The sequence below is a fragment of the Branchiibius sp. NY16-3462-2 genome (genome assembly GCF_001594145.1).
Lineage (GTDB): Bacteria > Actinomycetota > Actinomycetes > Actinomycetales > Dermatophilaceae > Branchiibius.
Map to the genome: position 1 here is coordinate 48,575 of NZ_LVCF01000025.1, position 12,116 is coordinate 60,690.

13 protein-coding genes and 1 tRNA gene are annotated in these 12,116 nt (G+C 66.0%); 9 read left to right on the top strand and 5 right to left on the bottom strand.

Annotated features, from left to right (window positions below; all coding sequences use genetic code 11):
* Positions 1-3 precede the first annotated feature (3 nt).
* A complete protein-coding gene (locus tag AZH51_RS06235) occupies positions 4-876 on the top strand; it encodes an SMP-30/gluconolactonase/LRE family protein (protein ID WP_291522435.1) in 873 nt (290 codons plus the stop codon).
* 92 nt (positions 877-968) lie between these two features.
* Positions 969-1,041, top strand: a tRNA-Arg gene (locus tag AZH51_RS06240).
* Between the two features lie 62 nt (positions 1,042-1,103).
* Here the strand turns inward: AZH51_RS06240 and AZH51_RS06245 are convergent.
* The 5 genes from AZH51_RS06245 to AZH51_RS06265 form a co-directional block, all read right to left on the bottom strand.
* Positions 1,104-1,772 carry an anti-sigma factor gene (locus AZH51_RS06245; RefSeq protein WP_291522436.1) on the bottom strand — a complete coding sequence of 223 codons (669 nt, stop codon included), beginning with the start codon at positions 1,770-1,772 and terminating at the stop codon, positions 1,104-1,106.
* Positions 1,759-2,346, bottom strand: coding sequence for a sigma-70 family RNA polymerase sigma factor (locus AZH51_RS06250; protein ID WP_291522437.1), 588 nt, complete (start codon positions 2,344-2,346; stop codon positions 1,759-1,761). The genes AZH51_RS06245 and AZH51_RS06250 overlap by 14 nt, the downstream gene beginning before the upstream one ends.
* Positions 2,347-2,418: 72 nt before the next feature.
* Positions 2,419-3,066 carry a fasciclin domain-containing protein gene (locus tag AZH51_RS06255; protein ID WP_291522439.1) on the bottom strand — a complete coding sequence of 216 codons (648 nt, stop codon included), beginning with the start codon at positions 3,064-3,066 and terminating at the stop codon, positions 2,419-2,421.
* Between the two features lie 102 nt (positions 3,067-3,168).
* Complete coding sequence (locus AZH51_RS06260) at positions 3,169-3,867, bottom strand: DUF6629 family protein (protein ID WP_291522441.1); 699 nt, start codon at positions 3,865-3,867, stop codon at positions 3,169-3,171.
* Positions 3,868-3,920: 53 nt separating this feature from the next.
* Positions 3,921-4,775 (bottom strand): tryptophan 2,3-dioxygenase family protein, encoded by an 855-nt coding sequence (locus AZH51_RS06265; RefSeq protein ID WP_291522444.1) that lies wholly within the window; start codon positions 4,773-4,775, stop codon positions 3,921-3,923.
* A 133-nt stretch (positions 4,776-4,908) separates the two neighbouring features.
* Here AZH51_RS06265 and AZH51_RS06270 point away from each other — a divergent pair, with 133 nt between their 5' ends.
* The 7 genes from AZH51_RS06270 (at position 4,909) to AZH51_RS06300 (ending at position 12,109) form a co-directional block, all read left to right on the top strand.
* Complete coding sequence (locus AZH51_RS06270) at positions 4,909-6,540, top strand: HAD family acid phosphatase (RefSeq protein ID WP_291522445.1); 1,632 nt, start codon at positions 4,909-4,911, stop codon at positions 6,538-6,540.
* Between the two features lie 191 nt (positions 6,541-6,731).
* Positions 6,732-7,787 carry an ABC transporter substrate-binding protein gene (locus tag AZH51_RS06275; protein ID WP_291522446.1) on the top strand — a complete coding sequence of 352 codons (1,056 nt, stop codon included), beginning with the start codon at positions 6,732-6,734 and terminating at the stop codon, positions 7,785-7,787.
* Entirely contained in the window at positions 7,784-8,839 is a 1,056-nt protein-coding gene (locus AZH51_RS06280; RefSeq protein ID WP_291522447.1) for an ABC transporter substrate-binding protein, read from the top strand. Before AZH51_RS06275 ends, AZH51_RS06280 begins: the two co-directional genes overlap by 4 nt.
* Positions 8,836-9,831, top strand: a complete 996-nt coding sequence (locus AZH51_RS06285; protein WP_291522448.1) for an iron ABC transporter permease — start codon at positions 8,836-8,838, stop codon at positions 9,829-9,831. Before AZH51_RS06280 ends, AZH51_RS06285 begins: the two co-directional genes overlap by 4 nt.
* Positions 9,828-10,886: an iron chelate uptake ABC transporter family permease subunit gene (locus AZH51_RS06290; RefSeq protein ID WP_291522450.1), complete on the top strand. Its 1,059-nt coding sequence runs from the start codon at positions 9,828-9,830 to the stop codon at positions 10,884-10,886. Before AZH51_RS06285 ends, AZH51_RS06290 begins: the two co-directional genes overlap by 4 nt.
* Positions 10,879-11,700, top strand: a complete 822-nt coding sequence (locus AZH51_RS06295) for an ABC transporter ATP-binding protein (RefSeq protein ID WP_291522452.1) — start codon at positions 10,879-10,881, stop codon at positions 11,698-11,700. Before AZH51_RS06290 ends, AZH51_RS06295 begins: the two co-directional genes overlap by 8 nt.
* A gap of 181 nt (positions 11,701-11,881) precedes the next feature.
* Positions 11,882-12,109, top strand: coding sequence for a hypothetical protein (locus AZH51_RS06300; RefSeq protein ID WP_291522454.1), 228 nt, complete (start codon positions 11,882-11,884; stop codon positions 12,107-12,109).
* Positions 12,110-12,116 lie beyond the last annotated feature (7 nt).

Here is a 12,116-nt window from a genome sequence, read left to right on the forward strand (position 1 = left end):
CTGATGCGCGCCGAACCCGTCGGACCACCCCAGGCATTCCACGCCGAGGGTCCGGTCTGGTGGCCCGAATGGGATCCGGGCTTCGGGCGCGATGGATTCTCCGCCCTCAAGTACGTCGACCTGCTGGCCGGCGACGTCCTCACCCTCTCGCCGTCCGGGTCGGTATCCCGTGTCCACGTGGGTCGTGTCGCGGCAGCGCTTCGACCACGATCGTTGGGCGGCGCGGTCGTCGCCACGGAACGCGGCTTCAGCCTCGGGCGGACCTCGTCTTTGACAGATCTCGCGCCAGTGCCCGACCTCTGGGCCGATCCCGGGCTCCGGTTCAACGACGGCGGCTGCGACCCCGACGGCAACTTCTATTGCGGCACGATGGCCTACTCGCAGGCACCCGGAGCCGGCACGCTGTGGCGGTTGGGCACCGATGGGGCCGCGAGCGCCGTACTCGAAGGGGTCACGATCTCCAACGGGTTGTGCTGGTCGCCGGAAGGCGAATTGGCTTACTACAACGACACTCCCACCGGCCAGGTGGATGTCTTCGACTGGTCGTCGGCGACCGGCCTCACCCGGCGGCGACGGTTCGTCGCGGTCGGCGGGTTCCCGGACGGACTGTGCGTCGATGAGCAGGGTGGCGTGTGGGTTGCTCTCTATGGCGGATCGGCGGTGCACCGCTACACGCCCGCGGGCGTGCTGGACGAGGTGATCGAACTACCGGTCACCAACGTCACCGCCTGCACCTTCGGCGGAGTCGACCTGCGCACGCTGTTCATCACCACGACCCGCGAGAACGTCCCTGACGGTGAGCAACCGCTGGCCGGAGCGGTCTTCACCTGCCGCCCCGGTATCGGTGGCATCGCGACCCGCCCCTACGCCGCCTAGCGCCCTCCCCCGGGTTTGGATACGAATGGCGGGGGATCGGCCGATTTAGCGACTGACGCCCCGACCGGCTAGAGTAGGGCGTCGCATGACAAGCACCCGTAGCTCAACGGATAGAGCATCTGACTACGGATCAGAAGGTTTGGGGTTCGAATCCCTACGGGTGCACGTACTGAGTTGAGACAGTGCACGAAGGTCCCGGGCGGATGCGTCCGGGACCTTTCTCATGTCTACGCAGTCAATTTGCCGCGCAACAGGCTGTTACCCGAGTGTGCCGGGTTGTTGTCGTACTTCTCCTCGGAGATGTCGACGATCAGGTAGCCGCTCTTCACCAGGCTCGCACTCATCGGGAAGGTCTCGACGCCCTCGCCACGCAGCACCCCCACCGGCACCATGCGTTTGCCGTCGGTGTTCAGCAGCCACACCTGCAGATACCCGTCACCGGCGTTCAACGGCTTGGTGGTGTCGATGCGCAGCGCCATGCCCGACCGGGAGTCGATGAGTTGGGCCGAACCACCCTGCTGGCCGGTGTCCAACGTGTCCAACGCGACCTGGCTGACGGTTGTCGATCCCGGTCCATCTCCCCACACCAGGCGGCCGGTGCCCAGACCGATCAGGATGCCCACCGCCGCGACAGCAGCCGCCACGGCGAGTCTGCGCGGCCACGACCGCCGCGTTGACGTAGCCCGACCGGTCGACGCCTGGATCGCCGGCCACACCGAGGGTGGCGGCGCGAGCCATTCCAGGTCCTCGGGCGCCTGCTGCGCCAACCCGAGCGTCACCCGCAACTGCGCGACGGTGACTTGGCACTGTTCGCAGGTTGCGACGTGCTCGGGCACGCCGTCAACAGAGTCACCGAGCGCAACGGCGGCCAGGGCTTCGTCGTCAGGGTGCGCCATCGCCGCTCTCCTTCAACCGCCTCCGTAGTTCGACCAGTCCGCGCCGGACGTGACTTTTCACCGTACCCAGCGGGATGCCCAGGTGTTCACTGATCTCGGCGTACGGCCGATCCTCGATGATCGCCAACCGCAGGATGGCCGCCCGCGGATCGCCCAGTTGCTCCAGTTCGTGCACCACGAAGATCTGGTCGGCCAGGTCCGCATCGCCCACCGGCGGAGCCGATGCGTCGAGGATGGCTGCATCCAGGTTGCGCCGGGCCCGCTGCCGTTGCTGGCGCACATCGGCGATGCGATGTTTTGTGATGGCCACCAGCCACGCTGCAGGTGAACCATGCCCCGGCACCAGGGTATGGCGACTGCGCCAGGCGGCCAGGAACACCTGTTGGGTGACGTCCTCCGCGTCGTGCGCGTCGTCGAGGGCTCGCCGGGCGATGGTGTGCACGAGTGTCCCCCACCGTTGGAACATCTCCGCGAGGGCATCAGGATCCCCGGACGCCAACCGTGCGGACAGTTCGGCGTCCGCGCGCGAGTCCCCCTCTGGCGGCACGCCGTCAGCCAACCACAATGCGGCCATCCGTGGTGGGGCTTGGGAAGGTACGCCGAGACGCGGGTGAGCGCCCCGGCGTACCTTCCTCGGTGAGCCGGGTCAGAGATAGGCCGGACGCAGCACCGCGGTGATGCCGTGCGCGATCTGCTTGTTGCCGTAGTTGAGGTTGATCTGGAAGAGGTTCACGAACGGGTCCGCCGCGTTCGGGTCGTTGTCCTTCAACCGGATCAGCGGCAACGGCTTGAGCACGTCCACGGTGAACGTCTTGCCGGCCAGCGCGGTGGGCAGCACCGCGTTGTCCGAGCGCAGAGCGGTCACGGCGTCGATCGTTTTGCCTGGTACGACGTGGTATTCGAGGATCTGCTCGACCGTGTCGATCCCCAGGCCGGCCACGACGTTGAACACCTGCTGCTCCGAGCGCACCCACTTCCCGGTCAGGTCGTGGACCAGGTTCCGGAAGGCGAAGTCCTCGGGCAGGAACGCCGTCAGGGGCACGTTGCCATTCGCCAGCAGTGCGACGGGACTGTTCGGCTTGGCCTTGACGACGGCCAGAACCGCCGCCGTCACGATGTCGTAGTCGAACGGGTTGTTGTCGAAGCCCACGCCGCCCGCGGTCAGGTAGGCCGCAAGGCTGCGGCTGCCCGCAGGTGCAGCCGCCTTGGTCTGGGCCGACGCCGGAGCAGCCGCGAGCGCGGGCACCGCCAGTGCGACAGCGACGGCAACGGGTACGAGATGACGCTTTTTCATCAGAGAACCTCTCGGATCAGATGGCTGGGCACCGACAGGTACCCGCTACCTTCTCCGTCGCAAGGCCCCCGCAGGATGCACCTGGCGTCAATCAATCAACCCTCAGGTCGCCCCGACCGGATCACGAGGCGGACTTCCAGTCGGCGTTCGTCCCTCGACACGGCGCTCGTGCCAGAAGTGCAGGAAGATGATGATGCTCAGGAACGCCGCGAAGGTGCACCAGATCGAGGCGTAGTCGTTGACGTTCATCCACGCGGCGATCGTCATCGCGATGAAGTTGCCCACGCCGACCATGACCACGTAGCGATAACTGCTCATCGCAGGGGCGATACAGGTCGCGAAAACGTAGGGGTAGGCCAGGATCCCCGGGCTGAACCCGGGTAGGACGTAGTCCAGGTTCCCGCCGTTCACCGACACCTGGATAGCCGGTTGTAGGACTTGATACATCATGTAGACGAACAGGATCGTGCCCACCCAGGACGGGATCAGCAGCAGTTTGCGCCGCCGGGGATCGCGCTCCATGAACCACACCGACCAGGGCACGATCAGCGGGAAGAGTGCCCACGCGATCAGCACCCACAGGTGCACGTCGTAGCCGGTGAGGCACTGCACCTCACCGTGGCGCGCTTGGTTGTCCAGCTTCAGCCACGTGACACCCTCCATGAACTGGTGGAGGCCGAAGATCAGCGGCAAGGTGGCGAAGGGGATCTGCCTCTTGTCACGCACCAGCGCCAGCGAGCCGACGCCTGCGGTCAGCACGATCCCCGCACCGACGAAACTCGCAGTGGCGTTGAAGCACATAGTTCCCCATTCCCGGACTGGACGATGCGCACAGACTGCCAGATCCGAGGCGACTAATCGCCGATCAACGTGCGAACTGCGTATAACTCCGGGAAAAAGGTCAGGTCCAGGGCCCGGCGCAGGAAGTCCACTCCGGAACTACCGCCCGTGCCCGTCTTGAAACCAATGGTGCGTTGCACCGTGCGCAGGTGCCGGAACCGCCAGAACTGGAACGCGTCTTCCAGGTCGACCAGGTCCTCGCAGGTCGCGTATTCGGGCCAGAACGTCGAGGTGTCCCGGTAGATCCGCGCCAAGACCGGCAGCAACGCGTCGTCCTGGACCCAGGCCCGGGTGACGTCCCGGGTCAGGATTGATTGCGGTACGTCGTGCCCTCCTCGGGCGAGGAAGGCCAGGAACGCGTCGTACACCGTGGGTCCCTCGAGCAACTCGGCCAGTTCGGCGTGCGCCTCCGGCTGGCTCTCGAACACCCGCAGCATCCCGGCGTTCTTGTTGCCCAGGATGAACTCGACCGCCCGGTATTGGTAGGACTGGAATCCGGAGGACGAGCCGAGGGACCCACGGAACTCGGCGTATTCGCTCGGGGTGAGAGTCGCCAGCACCGACCACTGCTCGGCCAGCGTGCGGAAGATATGCTTGACCCGGGCCAGCGCCTTGCGGGCCCGGCTGACGTCGTCGGCATCGAGGTAGGTGCGCACCGCGCGCAACTCGTGCAGCACGAGTTTGAACCACAGCTCCGTCGTCTGGTGCTGCACGATAAACAGCAACTCGTCGGGATGCTCGGGGCGGCTGACCGGATGCTGCGCTGACAGCAGTCGCTCCAGATCGAGGTAACTGCCGTAGGACATCTGCGAGCGGAAATCGGTGCGGATACCCGCCTCGATCGGCCGTTCGCCGTCGTTCACCGTCATCGTCATCCTCTCCGTTGAGATCGATGCTCCCATGCGCTGCGGATTGACCGGTCGCGAAGACCCCGCAGCCCCGGAACGTCGTACTAGCGTCGGAAAGTCCGCCAAAACCGACCCGGAAAGTGGTGCGCCACCCATGCCCCGATCCAAATCAGCTGCGGCAGCGCTTGTCGTCGCAGCTACGCTCCCGTTGCTCAGCCTCGCCGGCACTGCCGACGCCCGCACGACCCCGCGGGTCCCGGACGCTGCCGTCAAGAGCCTGAGCCAGTTCACCGATCAGTTCCTTACGCCGCGCACCCATTTCACGATGGCCGCTGACGGATCAAGCGGGAAAACCGTTGGTGGAGCAGGCATTCCGAACATCGACTCGGTCAAATCGACGATCCGCACCTACTACAACGCGGACGCGACGGGGATCGCGAACAAGACCAGCTCGCCGTACATCAATGAGATGTCCTCCCTCCTTGGCAAGACGGCCAAGCAGTTGAAGGCGATGTACGCCAAGAGTGCGAAGTCCGGCAAGAAGCCGGCCATCGTCCTGGACGCGGATGACACCACGTTGTGGACGTATGACATGGAAGACAACGCCATGCACTTCAACTTCGATCCTGCCCTGCAGGACGTGTGGGTGCAGGGCGAGAAGTTCCCGGCGACCCCGGGCATGGTGACCTTCGTCAAGGCGGCACAGAGCGCCGGCTTCGCCATCTTCGGCCTGACCGGTCGCGGCGACAGCCAGAAGGCGGCGACGCTGGGCAACTTGTCCAAGGTCGGTTACACCGCCTTCAACTCCACCAACTTCTACACGAAATGGGCTGGGGCACAACCGGATTACATCACCTGTGCCGCCGCGAAGTGCACGACCGTCGAGTACAAGGCGGGCACCCGCAAGCACATCGAGTCCCTGGGTTACGACATCGCCCTGAACGTCGGCGACCAGTTCTCCGACCTGCAGGGCGGGTACGCCGATCGGTCACTGAAGCTGCCCAACCCCACCTACTACCTGCCCTCCCCTGATCTACCGGGAATGAGCGAGCCGTGGCTGGCGCCGCGCACTCACTTCACCATGAAGGCAGACGGTTCGAGCGGGAAAACCGTTGGTGGAGCGGGCATTCCGAACATCGACTCGGTGAAGTCGACGATCCGCACCTACTACAACGCGGACTCGACGGGGATCGCGAACAAGACCAGCTCGCCGTACATCACGGAGCTGACCCGGCTGACCCAGACGATCAGCCCGGCCCTCAACGCGGCCTGCGCCCTGGGCTCACGGTTCGGCGCCAAGCCGGCCATCGTGCTCGATGCGGACGACACCACGCTGTGGACGTACGACATGGAGGACAACGCCATGCACTTCAACTTCGACCCCGCGCTGCAGGACGTGTGGGTGCAGGGCCAGAAGTTCCCGGCGACTCCGGCGATGACCACGCTGGTCAACGCGGCCGACAAGGCCGGCTGCACACTGATCGGGCTGACCGGTCGCGGTGCGGCCCAGAAGGACGCCACCCTGGGCAACCTGGCCAAGGTGGGTTACACCGGCTTCACCCCGGAGAACTACTACACCAAGTGGGCCACGGGTCAGCAGCCGAGCTACATCAACTGCGCGGCCGCCAAGTGCACGACGATCGAGTACAAGTCGCAGACCCGGGCGCACGTGCAGTCGCAGGGCTACACGATCATCGCCAACTTCGGCGACCAGTTCAGTGACCTGATCGGCGGAAGTGCGCTGGTGCCGGTGAAGTTGCCGAACCCCACGTACTACCTGCCGTGACGCCCCGGAGCCGATAAAGCCCACCACCCGGTTTGGTCACCGATTGCCGATTCCGTTGAGCAGGAACGGCAATCGGTGACCAAACCCGCGATTCGAAGCACCCCTGCTTGACGCGACTCCCCGACGATGATTTAGGTTAGCCTTGCCTGCCTAAAGGCCCCTGTCACCGTTACTCAGGAGATCGCATCCGCATGACCGTCTCTCGTCGCGCCGTACTCGGCGCCTTCGGTGCTCTCGGCACCAGCGCGGCCCTCGCCGCGTGCTCGACCGGTTCGACCAGCAGCAGCTCGCCGTCCGCCACCGGCAGCGGCACGGCCGCCGCCGACGCGGGCGCGTTCCCGGTCTCGATCAAGAACTCGCTGGGCACCGCGACCATCCCGAAGGCTGCCACCCGCATGGCCACGTTCGGTATCGGCAACGAGGACTACCTCGCCGTGCTCGGTGAAGTCCCGGTCCTGGTCCCCTCCTGGGGCGAGGACGGCAACTCCCGGGGTTCGACCGACTGGTTCGACGAAGCGGTCAAGAAGCTCGGCAAGGACTACCCGGCGCAGTACAAGCAGGCCGAGTCGCTGCCGATCGATGAGATCGCCAAGGCCACCCCGGATCTGCTCTTCGGCCCGTATTCGGGGCTGACCGAGCAGGAATACGCCAAGGCCAGCAAGCTCGCTCCGACCGTCGCCGCCCCGGGCATCCCCTACGGCACGACCTGGCAGGAAACGCTGAAGATCGCCGGCGAGGCCCTGGGCAAGAAGGACGCAGCCGCGAAGGCACAGGCCGACCTGGAGAAGCAGGTGGCCGAGGCCGTCGCCAAATACCCCGCGATCAAGGGCAAGACAATCGCTCTGCTGCGCTTCTTCCCCAATGACGCCGGCAAGATCTACAGCACCACGACGCTGGACCCGCGCCAAGCCCTGATGCGTGAATTCGGTTTCACCACACCGCAATTCGTCACCGATCTGACCAAGGCCAACCCGAAGGCCTACGGCGCACCGATCTCCGCCGAGAAGGCCGCCAGCACCATCGACGCTCAGGTCGTGCTCGTGCTCGGCCAGACCGAGTCCGACTTCGACGGCTTGAAGAAGAGCCCGCTGCTGTCAGCCATTCCGGCCATCAAGAACGGCGCGGTTGTCTACCTCACCACCAGTCAGGACACCAACGCACTCAACAGCCCGACCGTCCTGTCGATCCCAGTAGTACTGGAGACCTCCCTGCCGAAACTCGGCGCGGCGGCGGAGAAGGCGAAATGAGCGACTACAGCGTCTCCCGGCGCACCCTCCTGAGCGTCCTTGGTCTCGGTGCGGCTGGCGCCGCGCTCACCGCGTGTTCCACGGGCTCGACCAGTGGTAGCCCGACGACGGGCAGTGCAGCGGGCAGCGCCGACGCGAACGCCTTCCCGGTCACCATCAAGCACGCGTTGGGTACGACGACCATCACCAAGGCGCCGACCCGCATCGCGACCGTCGCCGAGACCGACCAGGACATGCTGGTCAGCCTGGGTGTCCTGCCGATCCTCGTGCCGGCGACCAGTTGGGGTGGCAACGCGCGCAAGTCGACCGATTGGTTCGACGCCGCGGTCGAGAAGCTGGGCAAGCCGTTCCCGCAGCAGTACAGCGCGGCCGACAAGTTGCCGATCGACGAGATTGCCAAGGCGACCCCCGATCTGATCCTGGCCACCAACTCCGGCATCACGGCCGATGAGTACGCCAAGTTGTCCAAAATCGCCCCGACCGTGGCCTACCCCGGGGACGCCTGGGGTACGACGTGGCAACAGTCCCTGCAGATGGTCGGCCAGGCGGTGGGCAAGAAGTCCGAGGCCGCCACACTGGAGACCCAGACCCAGAAGCTGATCGACGACGCCAAGGCGAAGTACCCGGCGATCCAGGGCAAGACGGCCACGTGGCTCTACCTCGACCCGACCAGCAACGCCAGCTTCAGCGTCTATCTCCCGCTGGACAACCGGCCGCGGATGTTGAACGAATTCGGTTTCACCACACCGGCGTTCGTTGACACGCTGCAGACCGCGAACAGGGGCAAGTTCTACGCCGATGTGTCCGCGGAGAAGGCGGGCACGGCCGATGCGGACGTTGCGGTGTTCTATGTCACCGCAGCCGGCGACGTCGACAAGATCAAGGCCGACAAACTGCTCAGTCAGATCCCGTCGGTGAAGTCAGACACCTACGTGGCGGCAGCCGACAATGCGATCTCGCTGACGATGGGTGTGCCGACGACGCTGAGCATCCCGGTCGCCATCGAGAAGTTCGTCCCTGACCTGGCGAAGGCGGCGGCGAAGGTCTCGTGACCAAACGTTCCACCGTGGCCGTGACGGTCAGCATCCTGATGCTGGCCGTCACCGTCATGTTGTCCCTGGCCATCGGTGCACAGTCGTTGTCGCCGATCGAGGTGATCAAAGCGATCTTCGGCGGCAGTACCGCCGAGGTGCAGGCGATCGTGCAGTCCCGCGAATCGCGCACCCTGATGGGCCTGATCGTCGGCATCGCGATCGCCCTGTCCGGTGCGGCGATGCAGGGCATCACCCGTAACCCGTTGGCCGACCCCGGTCTGCTCGGCGTGGACTCCGGTGCCGCCCTGGCCGTCGTGATCGGGCTGACCACCGGGATCGCGACCAGTCAGTTGTCGTTCGTCCTTCTCGCCCTCCTGGGCGCCTCGATCGCGGCGGTCCTGGTCTATCTGATTTCCTCGGCCGGGGCCCGCGGACCGGACCCGGTCACGATGGTGCTGGCGGGCGCCGCGATGGGCGCCGCAGCCACCGGTCTGGTCGCCGGACTATTGGTCACCCACCAGGGTGCCCTGGACATCTACCGGTTCTGGTCCGTGGGCTCGATCGGGGGCCGTGACGTGGCCGCCGTCCTGCCGGCCACGCTGCCCTTCCTGATCGTCGGCGCGTTAATCGTCTTCGCCGGTGCACCGGCCCTCAACGCACTCGCCCTCGGCGACGAGATGGCGACCACCCTGGGGCACAACGTCCTGCGGGCGCGGGCCATCATCGCCCTGGGCGCCGTCCTGCTGGCTGCCGGTGCCACCTCGATCGCCGGGCCGATCGCTTTCGTGGGGTTGGTGATTCCGCACTTCGCACGCATCCTGCGAGGCCCGGACTACCGATCCATCCTGCCGCTGTGCGTCATCCTCGGACCGGTGATCCTGCTGGTCGCGGACATCGCCGGCCGCGTCGTCTCACCGCCGGGTGAAGTGTCCGCCGGCATCCTGACCGCAGTGGTCGGCGTGCCCGTACTGATCTACCTCGTGCGTCGTCCGGGGGTGGTTGTCGCATGACGTTGCTGTCGCAGGAGATCCGACCCGAGTCGATCGAGAAGGTGCGCTCGACCCGCAAACGGGTGACTCGGCGTACGTCGATCGTCCTGACTGTGGTCATCCTCATCTGGTTCGGGCTGTTTGCCGCCCGGGTGCTCCTCGGGGACTTCACCATCACCATCCCGGATTTCTTCCGGATCGCCTTCGGCGGCGCGCAGATGCCACCGGCGACGTTCATCCTGATGGAGTCCAAACTGCCTGCGGCCGTGGCGGGTACGCTCGCCGGTCTGGCGTTCGGAGCCAGTGGTTCCGCCTTCCAGACGATGCTGCGCAACCCGCTGGCCAGCCCTGACGTCCTCGGGGTGACCCTCGGCTCTTCTGCCGCAGCGGTTTTCGCGCTGGTGGTCCTGGGCTGGTCGGGCCTGTCCATGTCGCTGGCCGCGTTGCTCGGCGGAATGTTCGTAGCCGCCGCGATCAACCTGCTGGCCGGACGGGACTCCGCCGCGACGTACCGGATGATCCTGATCGGCATCGGCATCTCGGCCGGCCTGTCCTCCTTCATCCAGTGGATGTTGCAGCGCACCAGCATCTACCGGGCACAGGATGCGATGGTCTGGCTCACCGGCAGTCTCTCGGTCATCCCGTGGGACGGTGTGCTGCGCCTGGCGATCACCGTCGCTGTGCTGCTGCCGCTGCTGGTGGCCTCGCTCAACGGTCTGCGGCTGCTCGAACTCGGTGACGACACCGCACTGGCGTTGGGCCTCAACGCCGCTCGGTTGCGGCTGACCGTGAGTGTCCTCGTGGTCATCCTGTGCGCGATGGCCACGTCGGTGACCGGTCCCATCGCATTCATCGGGTTGCTGTCCGGTCCGATCGCCCGCCGGTTGTGCGGCGGACGGCCCAACATCCTGGTGGCGGCGTTCGTGGGAGCCGCGACCGTGGTGGGGGCCGACTACATCGGCACCTATCTGATCCCCAACACCAACCTGCCAGTGGGCGTCATCACGGGTATCGCAGGTGCTCCCGTGCTGATCTTCCTGCTGCTGAAGTCGAGAGCGACGATCAAGGATGGCTGAGCTGACTGCCCTTCCCGTGACCACCAGCCGGTTGTCGGCGTCCGGGGTGAGCCTCGGGTACGACGACCGGCGGGTCATCGAGGACCTCACCTTCGCGCTGCCGGATGGTGAGATCACTGCCATCGTGGGCGCCAACGGCTGCGGCAAGTCCACACTGTTGCGCGGCCTGACCCGGTTGCTCAAGCCCACCGCAGGCTCAGTTGTGCTGGACGGCAAAGACATTCACGCGATGTCGGGCAAGGAGGTCGCCCGCACGGTGGCCCTGCTGCCGCAGTCGCCGCTGGCTCCCGAGGGCATCACGGTCACCGAGTTGGTCAGCCGCGGCCGGCACCCGTACCACGGGATGTTCAAGCAGTGGTCAGCCGCTGATGAGCGTGCGGTCACCGAGGCGCTCGAAGTGACCGGCACCGTTGATATGGCCGACCGGGCCGTCGCCGAGTTGTCCGGCGGCCAACGGCAGCGGGTCTGGATCGCGATGGTGCTGGCCCAGCAGACCGACCTGCTCCTCCTGGATGAGCCCACCTCCGCCCTGGACATCGCGCATGCGGTCGACGTGCTGGATCTGGTGACCGAGCTCAATCGCGACCGTGGGACGACGGTGGCGATGGTCCTGCACGACCTCAACCTGGCGGCGCGCTACGCAACCCATCTGGTCGCCGTACACAAGGGCTCGATCGTCGCCCAGGGGGCGCCCGCCGATGTGGTCAACCCCGAGGTCGTCGAGCAGGTCTTCGGGATCGCCGCCCAGGTCATCTCCGACCCGGTCTCCGGGACCCCGCTGATCATCCCGATCGGCCGGCACCACCGCCGCTGACGTCGCGCCTTCCGACCCCGACCCCGCCGGCCGACTTCCTTTTCGGGTTCGGATACGCATGGCGTGTTCGCGTCGCCCAAACCAGCCATTCGCACCCAAACCCATCACGAACTGAGCATGCGCGTGGATGTCGTGTCATGAAAAGTTGACACGATCCTAGGTGTCAAGTAATCTTCACATCATGAGCGACCAGCAGACTCCGAGCAACGAACTCAGCGACGCTGCGCAGCAGGCCACGAGCCTGGACCCACGCACCGGATTGACCGCTGTGCGGGCACTGCGCGAACTCGCCGATCGCCTCGAGCAGGTCCAGGTCGCTAGCGCCCGCTCCCAAGGGTGGAGCTGGCAGGCCATCGCCGACGTGCTGCAGGTCAGCCGCCAGGCGGTGCATCAGAAGCACTCGCAGTGAGTGCCTC

Bases quoted from the DNA above. Each gene is read 5' to 3' on its own strand.
- AZH51_RS06235 (WP_291522435.1), top strand. From the start codon at position 4: ATGCGCGCCGAACCCGTCGGACCACCCCAGGCATTCCACGCCGAGGGT.
- AZH51_RS06245 (WP_291522436.1), bottom strand. From the start codon at position 1,772: ATGGCGCACCCTGACGACGAAGCCCTGGCCGCCGTTGCGCTCGGTGAC.
- AZH51_RS06250 (WP_291522437.1), bottom strand. From the start codon at position 2,346: ATGGCCGCATTGTGGTTGGCTGACGGCGTGCCGCCAGAGGGGGACTCG.
- AZH51_RS06255 (WP_291522439.1), bottom strand. From the start codon at position 3,066: ATGAAAAAGCGTCATCTCGTACCCGTTGCCGTCGCTGTCGCACTGGCG.
- AZH51_RS06260 (WP_291522441.1), bottom strand. From the start codon at position 3,867: ATGTGCTTCAACGCCACTGCGAGTTTCGTCGGTGCGGGGATCGTGCTG.
- AZH51_RS06265 (WP_291522444.1), bottom strand. From the start codon at position 4,775: ATGACGGTGAACGACGGCGAACGGCCGATCGAGGCGGGTATCCGCACC.
- AZH51_RS06270 (WP_291522445.1), top strand. From the start codon at position 4,909: ATGCCCCGATCCAAATCAGCTGCGGCAGCGCTTGTCGTCGCAGCTACG.
- AZH51_RS06275 (WP_291522446.1), top strand. From the start codon at position 6,732: ATGACCGTCTCTCGTCGCGCCGTACTCGGCGCCTTCGGTGCTCTCGGC.
- AZH51_RS06280 (WP_291522447.1), top strand. From the start codon at position 7,784: ATGAGCGACTACAGCGTCTCCCGGCGCACCCTCCTGAGCGTCCTTGGT.
- AZH51_RS06290 (WP_291522450.1), top strand. From the start codon at position 9,828: ATGACGTTGCTGTCGCAGGAGATCCGACCCGAGTCGATCGAGAAGGTG.
- AZH51_RS06295 (WP_291522452.1), top strand. From the start codon at position 10,879: ATGGCTGAGCTGACTGCCCTTCCCGTGACCACCAGCCGGTTGTCGGCG.
- AZH51_RS06300 (WP_291522454.1), top strand. From the start codon at position 11,882: ATGAGCGACCAGCAGACTCCGAGCAACGAACTCAGCGACGCTGCGCAG.